Source organism: Ruegeria sp. C9, assembly GCF_056537585.1.
In genome coordinates, this window is record NZ_JBQFRU010000002.1 from 705,712 (window position 1) to 725,493 (window position 19,782).

Annotated in this window: 22 protein-coding genes, 1 tRNA gene and 1 pseudogene; 8 read left to right on the top strand and 16 right to left on the bottom strand. The window is 57.1% G+C overall.

The genetic code is table 11. From position 1 onward, the window contains the following. Positions 1 to 26 precede the first annotated feature (26 nt). From dusA to ACR0NE_RS07705, 3 genes are all read right to left on the bottom strand, one after another. Complete coding sequence (dusA, locus tag ACR0NE_RS07695) at positions 27 to 1,046, bottom strand: tRNA dihydrouridine(20/20a) synthase DusA (RefSeq protein ID WP_170597948.1); 1,020 nt, start codon at positions 1,044 to 1,046, stop codon at positions 27 to 29. A gap of 92 nt (positions 1,047 to 1,138) precedes the next feature. Continuing rightward, positions 1,139 to 1,215, bottom strand: a tRNA-His gene (locus tag ACR0NE_RS07700). A 47-nt stretch (positions 1,216 to 1,262) separates the two neighbouring features. Beyond that, positions 1,263 to 1,745, bottom strand: coding sequence for a GNAT family N-acetyltransferase (locus tag ACR0NE_RS07705; protein ID WP_170597945.1), 483 nt, complete (start codon positions 1,743 to 1,745; stop codon positions 1,263 to 1,265). A gap of 78 nt (positions 1,746 to 1,823) precedes the next feature. On the opposite strand from ACR0NE_RS07705, the gene ACR0NE_RS07710 reads away from it, so the two are divergent. After that, complete coding sequence (locus ACR0NE_RS07710) at positions 1,824 to 2,012, top strand: DUF6324 family protein (RefSeq protein ID WP_170396325.1); 189 nt, start codon at positions 1,824 to 1,826, stop codon at positions 2,010 to 2,012. Here the strand turns inward: ACR0NE_RS07710 and ACR0NE_RS07715 are convergent. After that, positions 2,009 to 2,440 (bottom strand): MmcB family DNA repair protein, encoded by a 432-nt coding sequence (locus ACR0NE_RS07715; RefSeq protein ID WP_170597943.1) that lies wholly within the window; start codon positions 2,438 to 2,440, stop codon positions 2,009 to 2,011. The two genes, ACR0NE_RS07710 and ACR0NE_RS07715, sit on opposite strands and share 4 nt — an antisense overlap. Positions 2,441 to 2,545: 105 nt before the next feature. Between ACR0NE_RS07715 and ACR0NE_RS07720 the strand changes: the two genes are divergently transcribed. Beyond that, positions 2,546 to 2,866 (top strand): metalloregulator ArsR/SmtB family transcription factor, encoded by a 321-nt coding sequence (locus ACR0NE_RS07720; protein WP_170597940.1) that lies wholly within the window; start codon positions 2,546 to 2,548, stop codon positions 2,864 to 2,866. After that, positions 2,863 to 3,288, top strand: a complete 426-nt coding sequence (locus ACR0NE_RS07725; RefSeq protein ID WP_170597937.1) for an SRPBCC family protein — start codon at positions 2,863 to 2,865, stop codon at positions 3,286 to 3,288. The genes ACR0NE_RS07720 and ACR0NE_RS07725 overlap by 4 nt, the downstream gene beginning before the upstream one ends. Positions 3,289 to 3,503: 215 nt before the next feature. Here ACR0NE_RS07725 and ACR0NE_RS07730 read toward each other — a convergent pair whose 3' ends face one another. Genes ACR0NE_RS07730 through ribB form a run of 4 tightly spaced genes read right to left on the bottom strand, consistent with a single transcriptional unit; the run spans position 3,504 to position 6,023 of the window. Then, complete coding sequence (locus ACR0NE_RS07730; protein ID WP_170403312.1) at positions 3,504 to 3,809, bottom strand: hypothetical protein; 306 nt, start codon at positions 3,807 to 3,809, stop codon at positions 3,504 to 3,506. Between the two features lie 59 nt (positions 3,810 to 3,868). After that, positions 3,869 to 4,351 carry a transcription antitermination factor NusB gene (nusB, locus tag ACR0NE_RS07735; RefSeq protein ID WP_170597934.1) on the bottom strand — a complete coding sequence of 161 codons (483 nt, stop codon included), beginning with the start codon at positions 4,349 to 4,351 and terminating at the stop codon, positions 3,869 to 3,871. Further along, a complete protein-coding gene (locus ACR0NE_RS07740) occupies positions 4,348 to 4,899 on the bottom strand; it encodes a 6,7-dimethyl-8-ribityllumazine synthase (protein WP_170396313.1) in 552 nt (183 codons plus the stop codon). Before ACR0NE_RS07740 ends, nusB begins: the two co-directional genes overlap by 4 nt. 2 nt (positions 4,900 to 4,901) lie before the next feature. Continuing rightward, complete coding sequence (gene ribB, locus ACR0NE_RS07745; protein ID WP_170597930.1) at positions 4,902 to 6,023, bottom strand: 3,4-dihydroxy-2-butanone-4-phosphate synthase; 1,122 nt, start codon at positions 6,021 to 6,023, stop codon at positions 4,902 to 4,904. Positions 6,024 to 6,342: 319 nt separating this feature from the next. Between ribB and ACR0NE_RS07750 the strand changes: the two genes are divergently transcribed. Then, on the top strand, positions 6,343 to 7,398 hold the full coding sequence (locus tag ACR0NE_RS07750; RefSeq protein WP_480459279.1) for a phosphatase PAP2 family protein: 1,056 nt from the start codon (positions 6,343 to 6,345) through the stop codon (positions 7,396 to 7,398). Positions 7,399 to 7,401: 3 nt separating this feature from the next. Here the strand turns inward: ACR0NE_RS07750 and ACR0NE_RS07755 are convergent, their stop codons facing one another. Further along, positions 7,402 to 7,989, bottom strand: a complete 588-nt coding sequence (locus ACR0NE_RS07755; protein ID WP_170512828.1) for a riboflavin synthase — start codon at positions 7,987 to 7,989, stop codon at positions 7,402 to 7,404. Positions 7,990 to 8,129: 140 nt separating this feature from the next. Here ACR0NE_RS07755 and ACR0NE_RS07760 point away from each other — a divergent pair, with 140 nt between their 5' ends. From ACR0NE_RS07760 to ACR0NE_RS07770, 3 genes are all read left to right on the top strand, one after another. Then, complete coding sequence (locus ACR0NE_RS07760; protein ID WP_170597926.1) at positions 8,130 to 9,428, top strand: capsular biosynthesis protein; 1,299 nt, start codon at positions 8,130 to 8,132, stop codon at positions 9,426 to 9,428. An 80-nt stretch (positions 9,429 to 9,508) separates the two neighbouring features. Beyond that, complete coding sequence (locus ACR0NE_RS07765) at positions 9,509 to 10,642, top strand: polysaccharide biosynthesis/export family protein (protein ID WP_170597923.1); 1,134 nt, start codon at positions 9,509 to 9,511, stop codon at positions 10,640 to 10,642. Between the two features lie 3 nt (positions 10,643 to 10,645). Further along, entirely contained in the window at positions 10,646 to 12,643 is a 1,998-nt protein-coding gene (locus ACR0NE_RS07770) for a capsular polysaccharide biosynthesis protein (RefSeq protein ID WP_170597922.1), read from the top strand. A gap of 3 nt (positions 12,644 to 12,646) precedes the next feature. Here ACR0NE_RS07770 and ribD read toward each other — a convergent pair whose 3' ends face one another. The 6 genes and pseudogenes from ribD to ACR0NE_RS07800 all read right to left on the bottom strand — a co-directional run. Next, complete coding sequence (gene ribD, locus ACR0NE_RS07775) at positions 12,647 to 13,747, bottom strand: bifunctional diaminohydroxyphosphoribosylaminopyrimidine deaminase/5-amino-6-(5-phosphoribosylamino)uracil reductase RibD (protein WP_480459277.1); 1,101 nt, start codon at positions 13,745 to 13,747, stop codon at positions 12,647 to 12,649. Beyond that, the gene (gene nrdR, locus ACR0NE_RS07780; protein WP_039534475.1) at positions 13,744 to 14,214 is read right to left on the bottom strand and encodes a transcriptional regulator NrdR; all 471 of its coding nucleotides are present in this window, start codon (positions 14,212 to 14,214) and stop codon (positions 13,744 to 13,746) included. Before nrdR ends, ribD begins: the two co-directional genes overlap by 4 nt. A 119-nt stretch (positions 14,215 to 14,333) precedes the next feature. Next, positions 14,334 to 14,744, bottom strand: coding sequence for a secondary thiamine-phosphate synthase enzyme YjbQ (locus tag ACR0NE_RS07785; RefSeq protein WP_170396302.1), 411 nt, complete (start codon positions 14,742 to 14,744; stop codon positions 14,334 to 14,336). Positions 14,745 to 14,750: 6 nt separating this feature from the next. After that, positions 14,751 to 15,152: a hypothetical protein gene (locus ACR0NE_RS07790; protein WP_255612048.1), complete on the bottom strand. Its 402-nt coding sequence runs from the start codon at positions 15,150 to 15,152 to the stop codon at positions 14,751 to 14,753. Positions 15,153 to 15,229: 77 nt separating this feature from the next. Next, positions 15,230 to 15,853 carry a DUF4166 domain-containing protein gene (locus tag ACR0NE_RS07795; RefSeq protein WP_480459276.1) on the bottom strand — a complete coding sequence of 208 codons (624 nt, stop codon included), beginning with the start codon at positions 15,851 to 15,853 and terminating at the stop codon, positions 15,230 to 15,232. Beyond that, a pseudogene (locus ACR0NE_RS07800) lies at positions 15,774 to 16,052 on the bottom strand (thiol-disulfide oxidoreductase DCC family protein); the annotation flags it as partial. The pseudogene ACR0NE_RS07800 and the gene ACR0NE_RS07795, both read right to left, overlap by 80 nt. A 486-nt stretch (positions 16,053 to 16,538) precedes the next feature. Between ACR0NE_RS07800 and ACR0NE_RS07805 the strand changes: the two are divergent. Beyond that, positions 16,539 to 17,552, top strand: coding sequence for an AraC family transcriptional regulator (locus ACR0NE_RS07805; RefSeq protein ID WP_170565787.1), 1,014 nt, complete (start codon positions 16,539 to 16,541; stop codon positions 17,550 to 17,552). 183 nt (positions 17,553 to 17,735) lie between these two features. Here ACR0NE_RS07805 and rpoD read toward each other — a convergent pair whose 3' ends face one another. Continuing rightward, the gene (rpoD, locus tag ACR0NE_RS07810; protein WP_170396291.1) at positions 17,736 to 19,724 is read right to left on the bottom strand and encodes an RNA polymerase sigma factor RpoD; all 1,989 of its coding nucleotides are present in this window, start codon (positions 19,722 to 19,724) and stop codon (positions 17,736 to 17,738) included. Positions 19,725 to 19,782 lie beyond the last annotated feature (58 nt).

Consider the following 19,782-nt stretch of genomic DNA (forward strand, 5'->3'; position numbering starts at 1 on the left):
TTCCCCCATAGCGGCTCGAAGCCGTCTTAGCCTACCTGTTCCACCTGCGATAGCGCAGCAACAGAGTCCAGAGCCTGCAGGATCACTTCTGGGCCGGCATTCTCGCGCACAGCACCTTCGGAGAGCATCCGCCGCCATCCCCGCGCACCGGGACGCCCCGCGAACAGGCCCAGCATATGCCGCGTGATCTGGTGCAATCGACCACCGTCGACAAGATGCGCCTCGACATAGGGCAGCATATTTTGCACCACTTCAATGGGATCCGCGACGCTGCCCGTTCCAAAGATCAACGGGTCCGCAGCCGCCAGAATATCTGTCGGTTGGTGATAGGCGGCACGACCGATCATGACACCATCAAGCCCAGCCTCCAGATGCTGTTGCGCCTGAGCAAGCGACGTAATGCCACCATTGATCGAGATATGCATGTCCGAAAAATCAGCCTTCATCCGATGCACCAGATCATAATCCAGTGGCGGAATATCTCTGTTTTCCTTGGGACTTAACCCCTGCAACCAAGCTTTGCGCGCATGGATCGTCACCCGCCGACAACCGGCCTTGCGAATCTGGTCGAGGAATGCAGGTAGCACTTCTGAAGGTTCCTGTTCGTCAACACCGATACGGCATTTCACCGTGACTTCGACCTTCACCGCCTCGCGCATCGCCGCAACGCACTCCGCGACTTTTTCGGGTGCGCGCATCAATACCGCACCGAATGTCCCTGATTGCACACGGTCAGACGGACACCCACAGTTCAAGTTGATCTCGTCATATCCGGCTTCAGCCCCCAGCTTGGCCGCCTGCGCCAATTCCTGCGGGTCCGAACCCCCTAGCTGCAACGCAACTGGGTACTCCTGAGGATTAAAGTCCAGCAGATGCAGCGCGCCGCCGCGCACCAAAGCAGGCGCTGTGACCATTTCAGTATAAAGCAAGGTCTCAGAACTCAGCAAACGATGCAGAAACCGGCAATTCTTGTCGGTCCAATCCATCATGGGTGCAACAGACAGTCTCGCATTTCTACGGATGTCTACAGGTTTCTTATCCGGCATATCTTGCTCATGTCATCGGAACGCAGCTTTCGCCAAGTACCGGGTATACAGAAAGACCTGCAACCGGCAAACCGTTCTTGGGTTTTGGGAGATGGTACCGCCTCCCTGGCTTGAACAGGGGACCTCTGGATCCACAATCCAGCGCTCTAACCAACTGAGCTAAGGCGGCACTTGTGAGGGGCGATTTAGCGAAGGCGTACGGGGATTGCAAGGGGATTAAAGCTGAATTCGCCAGCTTTGTTCGACCAGATCGACACCGAAGGAATGCACCGGCTTGCTGTCGACAAGCTCCCACCCAAACGCACGATACAGCCCGCAAGCGGCGGCGTGACTCTCATGGGTCCACAGCACCATCTGGCGATATCCTGCGTCGCGGGCGAAACCCATGCAGGCGGTCAGTAGCCGCTTGCCCAGCCCCTGTCCACGAGCCTCGGGCAGCAGCAGAAACAACCGCAGCTTGGCGGTTTGATCATCCAGCCTGACACAGAAAATACTACCCAAACGATCCCCGTCGCACTCGGCGATCCAGCCTTGTTCGCAAGTTGGATCATGATCCGCGATGAATTCCGTCAGAATGCGGGCAACCAGCGGGCCGAAACTGTCATCAAACCCCTCGTCGCGGGAATAGAGCACGTCATGCTGTTCTACCAGCCACGGCGCATCCTCGGCGCGGAAAGGTCTGAGCGTTGCCGTCTCCATGCCCTATCTGAACCCATAGTCGGCTTGATTCTCAACCCATCGCGCGTTAGCACCAAAGCGCATTTCCCGGAGGCGAACATGAGCATCAACACCGAACGCGATATCGAAGCGAACCTGCAGATCGGCCCCACCGATCATGGTATGGTGCGGCTGTTCATTGAAGGTGCCGGTATTGAGATTCCAATGGATTTCGACCCCGAAGAGGCCGAAGAAATCGCCGAGGAAATCCGCGCCGCAGCCCAAGCCGCGCGCGCCATCAAAAGCTAAACCCTGGGGTCGCGCAAGGCCTGCAACCGACGTGCAGAATCCATCGCGAATTTCTGAACCATCTTTTTGCGCCGCGCCGGAGCCAACTTGGTTTCTGGCCCCATTCGGATGATTTCAGCATCATAGGCATCAGCGATGATCAAGCCTGTTTCCGCAGGCAGAAGCTCGGTCGGGAAATCCGTATCAACCGCCCAAAAGAATCGGTCACACCAGTCAAGATAGCCCTGCCATTTGGAATCCGACTGATAATCAGCGCGGCTGGATTTACACTCGACCACCCATATCTCACCCTTAGGGCCCAGCCCCATCACATCGACACGCAACCCTCGGGTGGGGACAAATTCTTCAATCGAAACATAGCCGTGGGTCAACAAGTGACGCGAAACACCACGGGCCAGCTTCTGTCCAGGCTGCATAATTAGTGTCATTCCGAGAATGTGAACAATTCATGAACAAAAATCAAGCAGCTTGACATAGTACCATTTGGTATCGCAATAATATGAAACCAAATGGTATCCAATAAGAGGTGCCCGATGAATACACAGACCCAAAACGCATTTCGCGCCCTGGCGGACCCGACCCGCCGCGACATCGTTCAGATGCTGGCAGCGCAGGATATGACGATCGCTCAACTAACCGAGCGTTTCGACATGACCCGCGCCGCCGTCAAAAAGCATCTGACCGTTTTGTCCGACGGAGGATTGATCACCGTCGAAGCTCGTGGACGCGAACGCATCAATCGCCTTGAACCCAAAGGAATGGCTCCGGTTCTGGACTGGCTCAGCTACTTCGACCGGTACTGGGATGATCGCCTCGCAAATCTGAAGAAAGCTATCGAAGGGAATAAGAAATGACAGACGCAGTTTTGCAGAAAACAATCTTTCTCCGCGCTACACCAGAAATCGTTTGGGACTATTTGACTGATCCCGACCGGCTGGCCGAGTGGTTTCACAAACCCGAACGTCCCCTTGCTGCTGGACAAAAGCTTGAGATGTTCGGGACGACCAGTGGCGACCTTCTGATTTGGGGTGAAGTGCGTGAAGCGAGACGTCCAGAGTATCTTGAATATACATTCACAATTAAACCGATGGGCGGCGCCGAAAGTGTGGTCAAGTGGACGCTGGAACCCGTCGCCGGCGGCACACGCCTTGGACTGCTGCACGAGGGCCTACCTCAAGGGGCTGACGCCTTTGACCTGATCCTTTCGCTGGATGACGGATGGGATGAACATTTCGGCAAGATGCGCACCGCATTGCACGAAACTGTTGATGCTTAACCCCTTGTGCGAACCTGCTTCAGGCCCTACTTAGGCCCGTGGCGGGTTCTGCCCTTCTTGTGACAGGTAGCATTCTGGTGGCCTTAAGCAATTCCGAGGGGGCTGGCTCTGTTCAGGTCCTGGCCTGATTACCTGGCGCCCACCTGTACATACAGGTCCTCGGGAATCAAACCGCACGGTTGACTGGTGGTCCCGCCACATATTTACCTAATAAATCAGCGCCCTGCGCGCACTTCCTGTTTGATCGGCGCAGGCTTCAAACCATGAGCAATCGGTGTTCCACCACGTGGTTTGTTCGGCTTCTCAGCCATGCTCATGATCGCATAGGCGAACTGCACACCCGCAAAGACGATCCCGTTCATGAACCAGATCATGGCCAACGCGATCAGACCAATTTCCGAACTGGTGATCAGATGCCGTAGATTGGCCACGTTGAGCGCCAGCAGCACCCCGACAAAGACGGCCGAGATCACAAAGCCCCAGATGACTTGCGTAATGTAGAGACGGACCAGTTTGGGCATGGCGAACCTCCTTGCGCTGTGATGGTGAGTCTAGCGCATGCAGGGTCGCGGTAAAGGCGTCAGAACGCCTCGGGCTGGGCCTCGCGCGCCATGTGATCCAGCACAGCGTTCACGAATTTGGGCTCTTTGCCTTCGGGGAAGAACGCACGTGCGACATCGACGAATTCGGTGATCACGACCTTTGGCGGCGTGTCGCTCTGGGTCAACTCAGCCCCGGCCGCGCGAAACACAGCGCGTAGGGTCGGATCGATGCGCGCAATGGGCCATTTGGCGACCAATGCACGATCGGTCATCTGGTCGATGGTGGCCTGATAGTTCACGGCGTCATCCACCAACTTACGGAAGACACCGATATCGCCATCCAGCATCTCATCCCCCTCGTAGACCGCGCCAAACCGATGATCCAGAAACTCATTCACAACCTGTTCAGTCGTCTGGCCCGACTGCTCCATCTGGAACAGCGCCTGCACGGCATAAAGCCGGGCGGCGGATTTCATCAGGCGTTTCTGGTTGGCCGGTTTCGGCGCGTCTGTCTGGGTCATGCTGTCGTGGGTCCGTTGCTGTCGCCCGCCACAAGGATGGACTCGGACGGTGGCTTGAAGCCCACGCCCTTTTTGGAAGAGCCCCACTTACGGCTGAGCGCGATCAGATGCAAGGCCGCAGCCGCCGCTCCACCGCCTTTATTCATCTTTTCGGGGTTTGCACGTACCTCGGCCTGTTCGTCGTTTTCGACAGTCAGGATGCCATTGCCGATCAGCAGGCCCTGCAGGCCCATCAACTGGATTGCACGGCTAGAGTCGTTGCAGACGGTTTCATAATGCGTCGTCTCGCCCCGAATGACACAGCCCAACGCGACATAGCCGTCGTAGTTGCACTGACGGTCGGCCATGGCGATTGTGGTCGGGATTTCCAGCGCACCGGGCACTTCGACCACGTCGCAGGTTCCGCCTGCGGCCTCGATCTCAGCCTTGGCACCAGCGACCATGTTGTCGGCGATGGCACGGTAGAACGGAGCCACCACCAGCAGCAGTTTCACCGGCTTGTCGAAGCTGGGAGTCGGCAGAATGCCATGTTTGTCTTTTTCAGCCATTATCAGTCTTCCTTGAGGATCGAGCGGGTGCCGACGATTGACAGTCCAAACGCGTCGAGCCCCAGATACACGGTTTCAGGCGAGTCTGTCAGCAGCACCAGTTCCTGAATACCCATCTTGGACAGGATCTGCGCACCCAGACCGGTTTGCTTGATCGTGCGCGGGCCTTCGTCGTCTGCGGCATACAGCGAATTTCGCGGCTGACGGAAAAGGCAAACGACGCCGCGCCCCTCTTCGGCGATCTTTTCCATCGCGCGGGGCAGCTCTCGTGACGATTTCGGGCCGAGACCCAGAATATCGGGCGCTTCATGCAGGGCGTGGGTCCGCGTCAGGACTGGTTCGGGTGTAGTGATGTCGCCCTTGATCATGACAACGTGTTCGATACCGTGGGTCTGATCGGTGAAAATCCGCATCTCCCACGCGCCACCATATTCTGATGTCACCATCTCGCGCGAAGTTTCCACAACCAGATTGTCGTTGCGTGAGCGATAGGCGATCAGATCACTGATCGTGCCGATCTTCATGTCATGCTCTTTGGCGAAGGCGACCAGATCAGGCAGGCGCGCCATTGTGCCATCGGGCTTCATGATCTCGCAGATCACGCCCGAGGGGTTCAGCCCGGCCAGACGCGAGATATCAACGGCGGCTTCGGTGTGCCCCGCCCGCACCAGTACCCCGCCCCTTTTGGCGCGCAGCGGGAAGATATGGCCAGGTGTCGCGATATGCGCCATTGTGTTCTGCTCATTGATTGCCGTCGCCACAGTCAGCGCGCGATCAGCGGCCGATATTCCCGTCGAAACTCCCTCGCGGGCTTCTATCGACACGGTGAAGGCTGTCTCATGACGCGACGAGTTGTTCACCGCCATCATCGGCAGGCCCAGACTGTCGATCCGTTCCGCCGTCATCGGCAGGCAGACCAACCCGCGCCCATGGGTCGCCATGAAATTGATCGCCTCCGCGTCAGCGAACTCGGCCGCGATCACCAGATCACCCTCGTTCTCGCGGTCCTCGTGATCCACAAGAATGTACATCCGGCCCTTACGGGCCTCTTCGATGATTTCCTCGATCGGACTGATCGCCTCGCGCAATTGGGCCTCTACCGGTCCGGGGGTTTCAAAACTCATAGGGCAGCCTTTCGCACAACGGGTTTGAATGGCGGGATAGACCAGAGTGGACGCAAAGACCAGCCTGTAAGCACTGCGAGACAGATTGAAATGCCCAGCGCTATAGGGCCAGCGATGAAATCTGGTGCCAACTCAGTTTACCAATCCTATGCGCCAGTTTTGACTTAGGCCTTTTCTGCGCATTGTTGCCAATAGCTGAACCTTTAGGCCGGTTGCGTGAACTTTGTCCACAAATTGCCCCAATTGGGCCCTTGGATCGCCTGATATCCTGGGCACCAGTCATTGTATAATGTCCTAGCTAGACGAGAATTTGAGCCCAGTGTCTAAGACCGCTGATCTGCCCGCTGCAAATTTCGTGCGTGTAAGCGCCCTTCGGCGAAACAGGCTGCTGCTATCACTCATTGCACTGCAGATGGTCTATGCCATTGCCGTTAGCATCTATGTAGGACGGTCATATTGGGATTTTTCGACCTCTTCCCTGATTGTCATCTCAGTTCGTCTGCTTGGTTTCATGTTCGCAAATTTCGTTCTTTGGCGACTTGGCGTTGCCATGTTCGTCGTGCGACCCAAAAAGCCAATTCAATGGATGTTGCAAGATCTGCGATCCAAGATGGCAGATGTTGAAAAAGCGACCGATGCGGTTATCTGCTTTCTCAGCATCGTCGCACTTATCCTGACCTATACCTTCCTGAAGAACGAAATACATGCTGTGAACCCGACGCTCTGGGATGAGCAATTTGTGCAATGGGACCGGTTTCTGCACGGCGGCGTCGATCCGTGGACCTTGCTATGGCCCATTTTGGGATCCCCGATCGTAACCACAGCGGTGAATGGCGCCTATCACATCTGGTTTCCCATGATTTACATCGCGGTTTGCGTCGCCTGTCTGGACCGCAGTGACCCGAACCGCAGCACCGTTTTTCTGGTAGCGTTTGCACTGTGCTGGTTTGTAGGCGGCAATGTGATTGCAACCATCTTTGCCTCGGTTGGTCCCGTTTACTACGAACCCTTCAATCTTGGCTCTGACTTCGTTCCGCAGATGGAGCTGTTACGCAAATCACACGAAATCAGCCCGGTCTGGGCGCTGAATGTGCATGAAATGCTGTTGGATGGTTATCGGAATAATGGGCTAGCAGGCGGAATCTCGGCGATGCCCAGCATGCATGTTGCCTCTACTGTGCTGCTGGCGTTCTACGGCTTCAGCTATTCGCGTTGGCTCGGCTGGGCGCTGTCGGTGTTTGCCTTCATCATCTTACTAGGCTCGGTTCACCTCGCCTGGCACTACGCCATCGACGGGTATGTCTCAATCCTGCTGGCTTCATGCTTCTGGTGGCTGTCCAAGAGGCTGACGGCCAAATTTGGACCTTCCACCTGAAAGTCAGGACATCTCGGCCAGTCGCGCGACGTATCGGGCCAGAGTATCGATCTCAAGGTTCACGCGATCACCGACCGAGACGTCACCCCATGTGGTGACCTCTTTGGTGTGAGGGATGAAGTTGATACCAAAGTCACACCCGTCCACATCATTAACCGTCAGCGATGTGCCGTTCAGTGCAACGGACCCTTTCGGAGCGATAAACCGGGCCAGATTGGCAGGCGCCCGCAATGTCACCCGCGTGCTGTCACCCTCGTCTATCACAGAGACCACCTCTGCCACGCCATCCACGTGGCCCGAGACGATGTGCCCTCCCAATTCATCCCCGACTTTCAAGGCACGTTCCAGATTGACGCGCTTGCCCAACTGCCAACTGTCCAGATTGGTTTTCGAAACCGTCTCAGCGCTGATCTGGACATCATACCAGTCATCGCCCAGTGTAATGACGGTCAGACAGACGCCATCGCTTGCGATGGAAGCGCCAATATCAATGCCCGCCGTTTCATAGCTTGTCTTGATCCGTGCCCGCAGGTCTCCCTGCTGGTCCAGTTCGGTAACGGTGCCAATATCGGTGACGATCCCTGTGAACATGTCATTAACCCTCTGAACCTAGCTTCAATAGCCGAGGTAAAGGCACGTAGCTCTACCGGCAAGCCCTGCCTTGCCGTGAAAACGACAAAGAGGCATAATTTTATACAAACGCACCAAAAGTCACCACACGAGCAGACCGCATGATCCCTTTGGCCAACAGCCCTAACCGGCGTGTGTTCCTGTTTCTACAAGGACCGCATGGTCCGTTCTTTAACGCGCTTGGTCGGATGCTGCGGGCTGCGGGTGCTCAGGTCTGGCGGGTCGGCTTCAACGCGGGCGATCAGGCTTTCTGGGGCGACAAATCCAGTTACATTCCATATCGCGGCGCGCCAGATGATTGGCCGGAGACCTTAAGCGAATTGCTCACCCACTATGATGTGACCGATATCGTGCTCTATGGCGACACCCGGCCCGTGCATGCACGCGCAGTTGAGATTGCCAAAGCACGCGGGACCACTGTTCATGTGTTCGAAGAAGGCTACCTGCGCCCTTGGTGGGTGACCTATGAACGAAACGGGTCGAACGGAAACTCACGCCTGATGGAACTGGATGTGGCGCAGATGCAGACGGCGCTGGAACAGTCCGAAGGGCACGCCCCCCCACCGCCTTCCCATTGGGGCGATATGCGCCAGCACATCTTTTACGGTGCCCTCTATCACTGGTTCGTGCTGTTTCTGAATCGCAGATACCGGAATTTCCGACCCCATCGAGAGCTGCCGGTCTCGAAAGAGTTTCGTCTATACTTCAAACGCCTGACACTGATGCCCATTCACAGGCTACAGCGGGGCTGGGCCACAGCACAGGTCAGGTGGAGCGGTTTTCCCTATCACCTTGTGCTGTTGCAATTGGGGCATGACAGCTCGGTCCAATATCACTCGGATTTTTCCGGTATGTCCGATTTTCTCGAACAAGTGATCGCCGGATTCGCCAAAGGCGCCCCTGCGCATCACCACCTTGTCATCAAGGAACACCCGCTTGAGAACCACCGTGAACCGCTGCGGCTGCGGGCGCGCCAGCTTGCAGCACAGCACGGCATCACAAACCGAATTCACTATGTGCCCGGTGGTAAGCTGGCCAGGTTGCTAGACGATGCAAAATCCGCCGTGACGGTGAATTCCACGGCAGGCCAGCAGGTTCTGTGGCGCGGCATTCCTTTGCGGATTTTTGGGCAGTCGGTTTATGACAAGCCCGAATTCGTATCTCGGCAATCGATTGAGGCATTCTTTGCCCAGCCAGATGCCCCGGGCGGCAAGGCCTATCGGGCTTATCGCCAATTTCTTCTGGAAACCTGCCAAGTCCCCGGGGGGTTCTATTCTCGCCAAGGGCGTCGTCAATTGCTGCGGCGAGCGGCTGATATGATGCTATCGGCTCAGGACCCCTATCAAGGGTTGCTCTCCGATAAAGAGGCCACAGCGCCACAGTTGCGCGTTGTTGAATGATCGCGGGCAACCTGCTGCTGGATGTTTCGAAGCGATGCGGGTAACCTTCCCAAAACAAAGACGATTGAGGTAAATCGGCAGTGCAGCGCTTTCCTACCCGATGGATCCGGGGGGTTTCCCTTGTGGCGGCCCTTGGCCTGCTGGCAGCATGCCAGCTTCCCAAATCCGGACCGAACAAAAACGAAATTCTAGCCGGGTCGGTCGAAAACGGGGGTAACGCCTTTGTGGTTGAGGTCGACGACCGTGTTGCGCGGGCCACATCGGTGATTCCGCAATACGGGTTTTCGAAATCCTTCCGCAGCGCGCAAAGCGTCGCATCCGATACCGTACGCCCCGGCGATATTCTGAGCCTCAGCATCTGGGAAAATGTCGAGGATGGGTTGCTAAGTTCCGCAGCCGGTGGCGCAACCGTTCTGGATCAGGTGCAGGTCGACAGCGAAGGTTACATATTTGTCCCTTATGCAGGGCGGCTGCGTGCAGCGGGCAATACGCCTGAGCAGCTCCGCACGTTGATTTCCTCGAAGCTGGAAGAACAGACTCCGGATCCGCAGGTCCAAGTGTCGCGTACTCCGGGCGATGGGGCGACCGTTTCTCTGACCGGAACTATCGGCGCGCCGGGAATCTATCCGATTGAGCGACCGACTGGCTCGTTGTCGACCATGCTCGCGCAAGCAGGCGGGGTGGCAGTTGCATCCGATATCGCATTGGTCACTGTGATCAGGGGCAAGCAAAGAGGAACAATCTGGTACGACGATCTGTTCCGCAACCCGGAAACCGATATCGCCCTGCGCGGCGGCGATCGCATTCTGGTCGAACAGGACAGCCGCTCATACATCGCGCTGGGTTCGACCGGCGGGCAATCCCGCGTGGCCTTTGAAAGTCAGGACCTATCCGCCCTTGAGGCGCTGGCACAGGTCGGAGGCCTACAGCCGCTATCCTCAGACCCGACCGGTATTTTTGTTCTGCGTGAGGAACGGCAGGATGTGGCGCGCAATGTCATGGGACGTCCCGAGCTACAGGGTGATCAGCGCATGATCTATCTGCTGAACTTGACCGCGCCCAATGGCCTGTTCATCGCCCGCGATTTCGTGATCCGAGACGATGACACGATATACGTCACCGAGGCCCCATATGCACAGTGGAGCAAATCTGTCTCGCTGATTGCTGGAGGTCTGACGCCATTTGCGAATGTGGCGACGCTTACGGGTAACTGATGAATGCTCTCTGAATCGGAGAACACGGCCGGGGGCGAACGCTCCCGGCTTTTTGTTTACAACGGTGGGTTCCTGACACAGTCGCGGCTGCGTCGTATATTATCTCTGGCCGGGTATGACATCCGGCTTGGTCTGCCACAGCCAGACGATCTGGTCGGAGTCTGGGGCAACAGCCCGACAGCCCATCGGGGAATGGGTATCGCGCAGAAACGCGATGTGACCGTCCTGAGGGTCGAAGACGCGTTCCTGCGGTCTCTGCACCCTGGACGAAGCGGTGAGGCACCCATGGGTCTGTTGTTGGATCGATCGGGTCTGCATTTCGATCCGAGTGTGCCTTCGGATCTGGAAACTCTGTTAGCCACGCATCCGCTGGACGACACCGCCCTGCTGGATCGCGCGCGAGGCGCAATCGCGCGCATCCGAGAGCTGAATCTGAGCAAATACTCGGCCTTTGACCTTGATCTGACGCCTCCCGATCCTGGCTACGTTCTAGTGATCGACCAGACGCAGGGAGATGCTGCCGTCACCGCAAGCAACGGCGACTATGCACGGTTCCGCGAGATGCTGGTAATCGCGCAAGAGGAAAACCCCGGCGCACGCATCCTCATCAAAAGCCACCCCGAAACCACGGCAGGCCACCGCAAGGGATACTTTTCCGATCAGGTTCTGAGTGACAGAATATCGATCCTCGACAGCCCCATAAGTCCATGGTCGCTGCTTGAAGGGGCCATCGGGGTTTACACGCTGTCCTCGCAGATGGGATTTGAGGCGATATTGGCCGGGCACAAACCTCGCGTGTTCGGGCAACCATTCTACGCTGGGTGGGGGCTGACGCAGGATGATGCCCCCCTGCTCCGTCGCCAACGGAATCTTACGCGGGCGCAGCTTTTTGCCGCCGCGATGATCCTGTACCCGCGCTGGTATGATCCCTACAATGATCGTTTGTGCGAATTGGAATGCGTGCTCGATACGCTTGAGGCGCAAACCCGAGCCTGGCGGCAGGACCACAAAGGCTGGACCGCCTCCGGGATGCGGGTATGGAAACGCCGCCACCTGCAACGCATTTTCGGCCAGCACCATAAGGTGCGTTTCGTGGCCGAGCAGCCAGAGAACACCAAACAACCCCATATGGTCTGGGCCAGCCGAGCAGGTGAGACGCTGAATGCAACCCGGATTGAGGATGGCTTTTTACGATCCCGTGGGTTGGGCGCGGAGCTGGTTCGACCGCTGTCGCTGGTGACCGATGATATCGGCATCTACTACGATCCAACGCATCCCAGCCGCCTGGAGGAATGGATCACCACGCGCGAAACCTTGCGCCCTGATCAGAGGCTCCGCGCCGAGCGGCTGACAGCCCGGCTGCTGACCGAGGGCCTAAGCAAGTACAACATCGGCCACCCCGCCCCGGACCTACCGAAGGGGCATCGTATTCTAGTGCCAGGTCAGGTTGAAGATGACGCCTCGATCCGGCTGGGAACAAGCAATATCCGCACCAATCTGGACCTGCTGCGAGCGGCGCGCGAGGCCAATCCCGACGCTGTGTTGATCTATAAACCTCATCCGGATGTCGAAGCTGGTCTGCGCGACGGCAAGATCGAAACTGATCTGGCCGATGTCATTGTAGAAGGCACCGATCCTGCCACCCTGCTTGGACAGGTGGATGAAGTCTGGACTATGACCTCTCTGCTGGGGTTCGAGGCTTTGCTGCGCGGCGTCCGGGTCACCACACTCGGCGCTCCGTTCTACGCCGGTTGGGGGCTGACAACGGATCTGGGGGCAGTGCCTGCGCGACGTGGCGCGCGGCCTTCGCTGATGGGATTGGTGCACGCAACGCTGATTGACTACCCCCGCTATCTCGATCCGGTGACGGGACAGACCTGCCCCGTCGAAATCGCGGTCGAACGGCTTGCGCAGGGTACGCCATCCCCTACCGGACCCGTAAATCGCATCTTGTCCAAATTTCAGGGCGCGCTGGCAACGCATGCGCATTGGTGGCGCTAAAGGCTAGTGCGTCACGCGCGCCCAGCGATGTAGGATATCGCCGCCTACGACCTGTGTTTTGATCAGATCAAATCGGGGGGCAGTATCCAGAGTATCAAGCCTCAGAGCCCCGATCGCGGACAGACCTTCGGCCCCGATGGTCAGCCCCGCTGTAAAACCGACCAACTCATCGACCAGATCGCCCTTTAGCAAAGATGCAGCCAATGCTGATCCGCCTTCGCAAAAGACACGCGTCAATCCGGCCTGCCCAAGCTGCTGCAACAGATCAGCCGCATCCACGTGATGACCATCCAGCGCACAAGGGATCAGACGGGCACCCAACCCCTCCCACGCACGCGCACGCTCGGGGTCTGGGTGGGGGCCGTGACAGAGCCAGACAGGGATATCGGACGCGGTTCGCGCAAGTTGCCCCATCAAGGGCAAATCCAGATGGCGCGAGACCACCACGCGCACCGGCTGATGCTGCACGCCCAGATCACGAACCGTCAGCGACGGGTCATCGGCGCGCGCTGTCCCTGCCCCAACCATCACCGCATCGTGGCGCGCACGCATCGCATGCACCGCGCGGCGAGCATTTGGACCTGTGATCCACTGACTGTGCCCGGTTTCCGTAGCAATCCGTCCATCAAAGCTGCTGGCCAGTTTCAAAGTCACAAACGGGCGGCCCTGCTCGGTTTTCAGGAAAAACCCTGCGTGGTCGCGTGCTGCCTGTTCCGCCAGAACACCGGTGGTGACCTCAATCCCGGCCTCGCGCAACATGGCAAACCCTTGCCCTGCGACCCGAGGATCGCTGTCTTCGATCGCCGAGACCACACGGGTAACACCGGCCGCAATCAGCGCTTCGGCACAGGGCGGCGTCTTTCCGTAGTGTGAACAGGGTTCAAGCGAGACATAAGCGGTGGCACCTCGCGCGGCCTTACCCGCCTGCGTCAGAGCCATAGGTTCTGCATGCGGACGACCCCCGGGCTGCGTCCAGCCGCGACCAACGATGCGTCCATCGCGCACGACGACACACCCGACGGACGGATTCGGCCAGCAAGTGCCTTGGCCGCGCCGCCCCAATGATAGTGCCAGCGCCATATATCGCTTATCTGTATCGCTCACTCATCCGTCGAAGGTTGCGGCGGGCGCAACTCGTGGACAAACTCCTCGAAATCATCGGCCGCCTGGAAATTCTTGTACACACTCGCAAAGCGAACATATGCGACCGTATCAATCCGGGCCAGCGCTTCCATTACAATTTCACCGATTTTATTCGAAGGGATATCGGTTTCCCCCATGCTTTCAAGACGGCGCACGATACCGGAGATCATCTGATCAATCCGATCGGGATCAATGGGCCGCTTCTGCATCGAAATACGGATCGAGCGTTCCAGCTTGTCGCGGTCGAAGTCTTCGCGCTTACCGTTGGTTTTGATGACGACCAGATCACGCAGTTGCACGCGTTCATAGGTGGTGAACCGTCCGCCGCAGGCCGGGCAGAACCGCCGTCTGCGGATCGCGACGTGATCCTCTGCCGGGCGTGAATCTTTGACCTGAGTATCGATATTTCCGCAAAACGGGCAGCGCATCCGCCGTCTCCTCGTCCCTAGCTGGCCACTTTTTGTAAGCGCTGCGGCTTACTTATCCACAACTATAGGACAGCCTCTAGAGTTTGGGTAGTCGGAATTTTCCACCCCAATATAAAGCGTCACCCAAAATGCGCAGCGACCTTTCTTTCATGCGGCGCGTTGCGGTGTTCAAACAGATATATCCCCTGCCATGTGCCCAGCGCAGGTACCCCATCTGACACCGGTATCGACAGCGAAACAGGCATCATCGCGGCCTTGATATGGGCTGGCATGTCGTCCGGCCCCTCATAGGTGTGGCGCAGATAAGCCATCGACGGATGATCCGATTGCGGCACCAGCCGATCAAAGAATGCGCGCAGATCAGTCTGCACCTCGGGGTCGGCGCTTTCCTGAATAAGCAGCGAACAAGAAGTGTGGCGCACAAAGAGCGTCAGCAAACCGTCCGAAACCGGCCTCAGCCAACTGCGCACTGGGGCGGTAATCTCATAGAGCCCCACGCCCTGTGTCTGGATCGAGAATTCTGTCTGCATCGCAGGTCAATTGATAAACGGACGGACGCCGCACCGTGCATTTGCGCCCTGTACCGACATGCTGTCACCCGGCTGGAACCCGGCTGTGACCGAAAAGCTGCCTTTCTGCGGGACATTGGCGGGTTGTTTCAGTGTGAACTGTACCGCCGTCCGGCGTCCCGTTGTCACGCTGGGGCCATAGCCGCGCAGAACGTAGATTTGTTGCTGCCACCCAGCACCCAATTTCCGGCGGGCAAAATCAGCAGCGGCGCACCAATATCCATCAGTATCCTGACGTGTCCTTGGAATGACCTCGAAGTCTGTGCCGCTCATCGGTTCTGTTCGATAACCGTTCGGCGCTGCATCGACAACGCCCGCAGAGCTGGTCATAAGCAGTGCTGCAAATGCGCAAAGTATTGTCTGTTTCATCGTGACCATCTTCCTGTTTCCATGTGAAATATAGACTAGTGCGTCGCCATCGTCAGCAAAGCGAACTAACGATCATGTCAGCTTGACCCACGTGGTTCGTGAACAGGCTCTAACCATCCCTGATAGCGGATCAGGTGTCCCAATCCCGGTGCTGTCGCCGAAATGTCAAAGCGAAATCGCGATTGTGTATCCTCGGCCTCGGTCGATCCGGAACGTGGCAAAAGAAACCCCGGACACGGAATGCCAAACAAAGCGAGGCGGCGGATCTCAATGGTCAGCCCCTTATCAGTTCTCACCGGCTGCAACCATATTGTCAGCCCGCCGATCTGTTCCCGCACCATGCCACACAGCGGATCAAAAGTGATCCGTGAACGCGTTTTGTGGCCTGCGAAATCCCGTTCCCATTGCCAATATGCGCCGGACTTTCGGATCGTAAGGGTGACCGGCAAATCTTCGCCCGCAAGTGGAAATCGCCCGATGCGAAGTGCCAGAGCGACCAAAACGCCTCGGCCACGCTGAATGCTGCATCGACCAGAGTAGCGACCTTCCCCGCTGTGCAAATCCCTGACCAATCCAGGCACAGATTCATCTATACCCAGCGCCTGCAGGAATGGATCACGATCAGAATCCATCTTGGGCAAACCGCGATCTGAGAGAAGGATCAGGAACCAGGCACCCATCCCGCCGCCCAAATAGCGCATATCGGTTACGGGCAATCATCCGGTACAGCGGGTTCTTCAGAAACCTCGGCAGGTATCGACACAAGGACAATACCCGCCACGGACCATATAATGCACGCATCGCAGCGGCAAATGCGTCGAGATTTTGGTGCACCTTTCCTTTGACGATCACCAAATTGTTTTCAAATTCGTCTGTCGGCAGGTTCAGGAGAGTATAAAGCTGCTGCCCAAGCGGTGACTGCGCGGTTGCAAATAGAAATTTCTGATCTCGATCATGGCGCTACATGAAGTGAAAAAACCCTGAACACAGCACGCATTCACCGTCGAAGACGATCAAATCTGTATCGATGGAAAGATCATCAGCCACGAGAGATCAAGAAATAACAAAAGGTTCCCCGTGATGCTGTCACGTCGAATGCGCCGCAGCAATGCGACATGACTGACCAGAAGAATGAGAGGGGCGTGCCGGGGAACCCGTTGAAACGGCTTGGTGGACCGCTCGCTCAGGCTCTGACCTTTTCCCCAAAAGGCGCTGACCCGACAACACCGGTCATGTAGCTATTGGCCAAGGCTACGGACATGGCCATTTCTGCCATATCTTTGTGAGTTGCGGTCAATTCCTGGGTATCAGCACCGAGGCTGGCGCATTGCCACGGTTTGCCGCTAGGGTAACGGTATTACAGTAACGCGTTTTTTGGGCTGGGTGATGGACGTCGACATTTCACGCATTCAATTGCTGACACGGACCCTTGAGGATCACGCAAGCGCGACCGTGGTGGAACAGGTCCTGAGTGACTGCGCATTGACCCGCAGCGATATTGAACCGCCTGCCAAAAGGTACAGCGCCCACAAAGAAGCGCTGTTTGTCCGACACGCCTGCGATGCACTTGGCGATATCACCTTTGGCGCACGGGCGGGTCTGGAATTCAGTTCTTCTTCCAGCATTACGGCCTATATCAGCAAGTACTCTCGTGATCTGAAGCAGGTGATCGAGAATACGGCGCGGTTTCATGGCATTATCGACCCGGCCCTGGCCTTCAATCTGCGCCTTTCAGGTAACGCTGCCTCGCTTGAGGCCGATTGGAAAGACCCGAGCTTTTCCCGCTATCATCGGCGGACCGAGTTCCTGCTGTTTGGCGCGATCGCCCGGATGCGGGCGTTGACTCAGTTGAATCTGAATCCGATTGAGATACGGTTTCAGCACACAGTTGGGCAACACCAAGCCACCTACCAGAAAATCGGAGGTTTCCCAGTTACCTTCGGGGCCGAACGCTTGGAAATCATCCTGTCGCTGCCCTCGCTGGAAACACCGATCCCAACTTACGACCCTAGCCTGCGCGCGCATTTGGTTGAATTTGGCGAACGCCTGCTGGCCGAAAGACAGTCGCCAAGACAGAAAACCCGAGCACAGATCGAAGGGTTGATCACAGATGCGATGCCGGGGGGAATCGTACAGGTGGACGACGCCGCCACCCAGCTCGGCCTAAGCCCTCGAACATTGGCTCGCCGCCTAGCTGATGAAGGCACCTCATATCGTGAGATCGTTGAAGATTTACGATGTGACCTAGCGCAGACCTTTATCAAGAACGGTATGCATCTGTCCGAAATCTCGTATTCGCTCGGTTATTCCGATCAGGCTGCGTTTTCCACCGCCTTCAAACGTTGGACGGGTCAGGCCCCGACCGCTTTTCGCAAACGTGTCTCTCATCCGCTTTCATGAAGCTAAAAAGTGGCCGGGGGTCATCAGCCCAATCACCTCGCCCCGGCCTGTCCATGAGTGGACAGCGGCGATATAAAGATGGCATCGCCGGACTCCTTGCGAATTCCCGCCAATTTGATTTGAAGTTCAGTCATTGTGAGCGGGCGAAAGAAAAAAGCGCCTCGGGATGAGGCGCCTTTCGATTTACTGATCCAGGAAGGACCGCAATTTGCGTGACCTACTCGGGTGTTTCAGCTTACGCAGCGCCTTCGCCTCTATCTGGCGGATACGTTCGCGCGTCACGCTGAACTGCTGACCGACTTCTTCTAGCGTGTGGTCGGTGTTCATGCCGATGCCAAAGCGCATCCGCAGAACCCGTTCCTCACGCGGGGTGAGAGAGGCCAGAACCCGTGTGGTGGTCTCCTTGAGGTTTTCCTGAATGGCGCTGTCCAGCGGCAGCACGGCATTCTTGTCTTCGATGAAATCGCCCAGCTGGCTGTCTTCCTCGTCGCCGATGGGCGTCTCAAGGCTGATCGGCTCTTTGGCGATTTTCATCACCTTACGAACTTTCTCAAGCGGCATTTGCAGCTTTTCGGCCAGTTCTTCCGGCGTTGGCTCGCGGCCGATTTCGTGCAGCATCTGACGACCTGTCCGGACCAGCTTGTTGATCGTTTCGATCATATGCACCGGGATACGGATCGTGCGCGCCTGATCCGCGATCGAACGCGTGATCGCCTGACGGATCCACCAGGTCGCATAGGTCGAGAACTTATAGCCCCGGCGGTATTCGAACTTGTCCACCGCCTTCATCAGGCCGATGTTACCTTCCTGAATAAGATCAAGGAATTGCAGGCCGCGGTTCGTGTACTTTTTGGCAATCGAGATCACCAGACGCAGGTTGGCCTCGACCATTTCCTTCTTGGCTTGCCGCGCCTCTTTCTCACCCTTCTGAACCTGCTGCACGATGCGGCGGAATTCAGGGATATCGAGACCAACATATTGGCCAACCTGAGCCATGTCGTTGCGCAGTTCCTCAACCTTTTCGGTCGAGCGTTCGATGAACATCTGCCAGCCCCGGCCCGGCTTCTCAGCCATTTCAGCCAACCAGTTCGGATCAAGCTCGCGCCCACGATACGCATCGATGAACTCGCGACGGTTGATGCGAGCCTGGTCAGCCAGTTTCACCATCGAGCTGTCCAGTGACATAATGCGCCGGTTGATGCCATAGAGCTGGTCAATCAGAGCTTCGATCCGGTTGTTGTGCAGGTGAAGACCGTTCACCAGTTCAACAATCTCAGCGCGCAGCTTCTGATAGGTTTCTTCGTCCTTCGCGCTGAAAGTGCCATCCTCGTTCAGCGTCGCAGAAATCCGGCTGTCCTGCATTTCGGACAGCATCGCGAAGTCGGTCGAGATGCGTTCCAGCGTGGTCAGCACCTGATCCTTCAGCGCTGCTTCCATCGCGGCCAGGGACATGTTGGCCTGATCGTCGTCATCATCGTCATCATCATTGGCAATCGGGTTGCCGTCAGCGTCAAGCTCCGGCCCCTCATCCTTGGCAGGCTTGGCCGCCTGCACCGATGAGGTATCGACAACCGGCTCTTCAACCTCGCCGTCTTCATCCATCTGGTTGCCGAAAGTGGTTTCCAGATCGATGACGTCCCGCAGCAGAATGTCTTCGGACAAAAGTTCGTCATGCCAGATGGTGATCGCTTGGAAGGTCAGCGGGCTTTCGCACAGACCAGCGATCATGGTGTTCCGACCGGCTTCGATCCGCTTGGCGATAGCAATCTCGCCCTCGCGGCTCAGCAGTTCGACTGAACCCATCTCGCGCAGATACATGCGTACGGGGTCATCGGTGCGATCCAGCTTTTCGGTTGCGGCACCAGCCAGCGCAACCTCGCGCGGGCCTTCGGTGGTGACCAGTTCGGTCGAACCTTTGTTTTCTTCTTCTTCGGCTTCTTCATCTTCGATGATGTTGATGCCCATCTCGGACAGCATCGACATAACATCTTCGATCTGTTCCGAGCTGACCTGATCAGGCGGCAGAACCTGATTGAGCTGGTCGTAGGTGATGTAACCTTTCTCGCGAGCCTCGGCGATCATCTTCTTGACCTGGGCCTGGCTCATGTCCAGCGAGATTTCCTGTTCCTGCTCGTCGGATTTGCGGTCTTCGTTCGTATCCTTGGCGGCCATTCAATGCTCCTGCAGGGATGGGTGATTCGTTTGAACCGAATCATTAGCGCGTAGAAGT

Coding starts and splice junctions, on each gene's coding strand:
- dusA (WP_170597948.1), bottom strand. CDS start 1,046: ATGCCGGATAAGAAACCTGTAGACATCCGTAGAAATGCGAGACTGTCT.
- ACR0NE_RS07705 (WP_170597945.1), bottom strand. CDS start 1,745: ATGGAGACGGCAACGCTCAGACCTTTCCGCGCCGAGGATGCGCCGTGG.
- ACR0NE_RS07710 (WP_170396325.1), top strand. CDS start 1,824: ATGAGCATCAACACCGAACGCGATATCGAAGCGAACCTGCAGATCGGC.
- ACR0NE_RS07715 (WP_170597943.1), bottom strand. CDS start 2,440: ATGACACTAATTATGCAGCCTGGACAGAAGCTGGCCCGTGGTGTTTCG.
- ACR0NE_RS07720 (WP_170597940.1), top strand. CDS start 2,546: ATGAATACACAGACCCAAAACGCATTTCGCGCCCTGGCGGACCCGACC.
- ACR0NE_RS07725 (WP_170597937.1), top strand. CDS start 2,863: ATGACAGACGCAGTTTTGCAGAAAACAATCTTTCTCCGCGCTACACCA.
- ACR0NE_RS07730 (WP_170403312.1), bottom strand. CDS start 3,809: ATGCCCAAACTGGTCCGTCTCTACATTACGCAAGTCATCTGGGGCTTT.
- nusB (WP_170597934.1), bottom strand. CDS start 4,351: ATGACCCAGACAGACGCGCCGAAACCGGCCAACCAGAAACGCCTGATG.
- ACR0NE_RS07740 (WP_170396313.1), bottom strand. CDS start 4,899: ATGGCTGAAAAAGACAAACATGGCATTCTGCCGACTCCCAGCTTCGAC.
- ribB (WP_170597930.1), bottom strand. CDS start 6,023: ATGAGTTTTGAAACCCCCGGACCGGTAGAGGCCCAATTGCGCGAGGCG.
- ACR0NE_RS07755 (WP_170512828.1), bottom strand. CDS start 7,989: ATGTTCACAGGGATCGTCACCGATATTGGCACCGTTACCGAACTGGAC.
- ACR0NE_RS07760 (WP_170597926.1), top strand. CDS start 8,130: ATGATCCCTTTGGCCAACAGCCCTAACCGGCGTGTGTTCCTGTTTCTA.
- ACR0NE_RS07770 (WP_170597922.1), top strand. CDS start 10,646: ATGCTCTCTGAATCGGAGAACACGGCCGGGGGCGAACGCTCCCGGCTT.
- nrdR (WP_039534475.1), bottom strand. CDS start 14,214: ATGCGCTGCCCGTTTTGCGGAAATATCGATACTCAGGTCAAAGATTCA.
- ACR0NE_RS07785 (WP_170396302.1), bottom strand. CDS start 14,744: ATGCAGACAGAATTCTCGATCCAGACACAGGGCGTGGGGCTCTATGAG.
- ACR0NE_RS07790 (WP_255612048.1), bottom strand. CDS start 15,152: ATGAAACAGACAATACTTTGCGCATTTGCAGCACTGCTTATGACCAGC.
- ACR0NE_RS07795 (WP_480459276.1), bottom strand. CDS start 15,853: ATGCGCTATTTGGGCGGCGGGATGGGTGCCTGGTTCCTGATCCTTCTC.
- ACR0NE_RS07805 (WP_170565787.1), top strand. CDS start 16,539: ATGGACGTCGACATTTCACGCATTCAATTGCTGACACGGACCCTTGAG.
- rpoD (WP_170396291.1), bottom strand. CDS start 19,724: ATGGCCGCCAAGGATACGAACGAAGACCGCAAATCCGACGAGCAGGAA.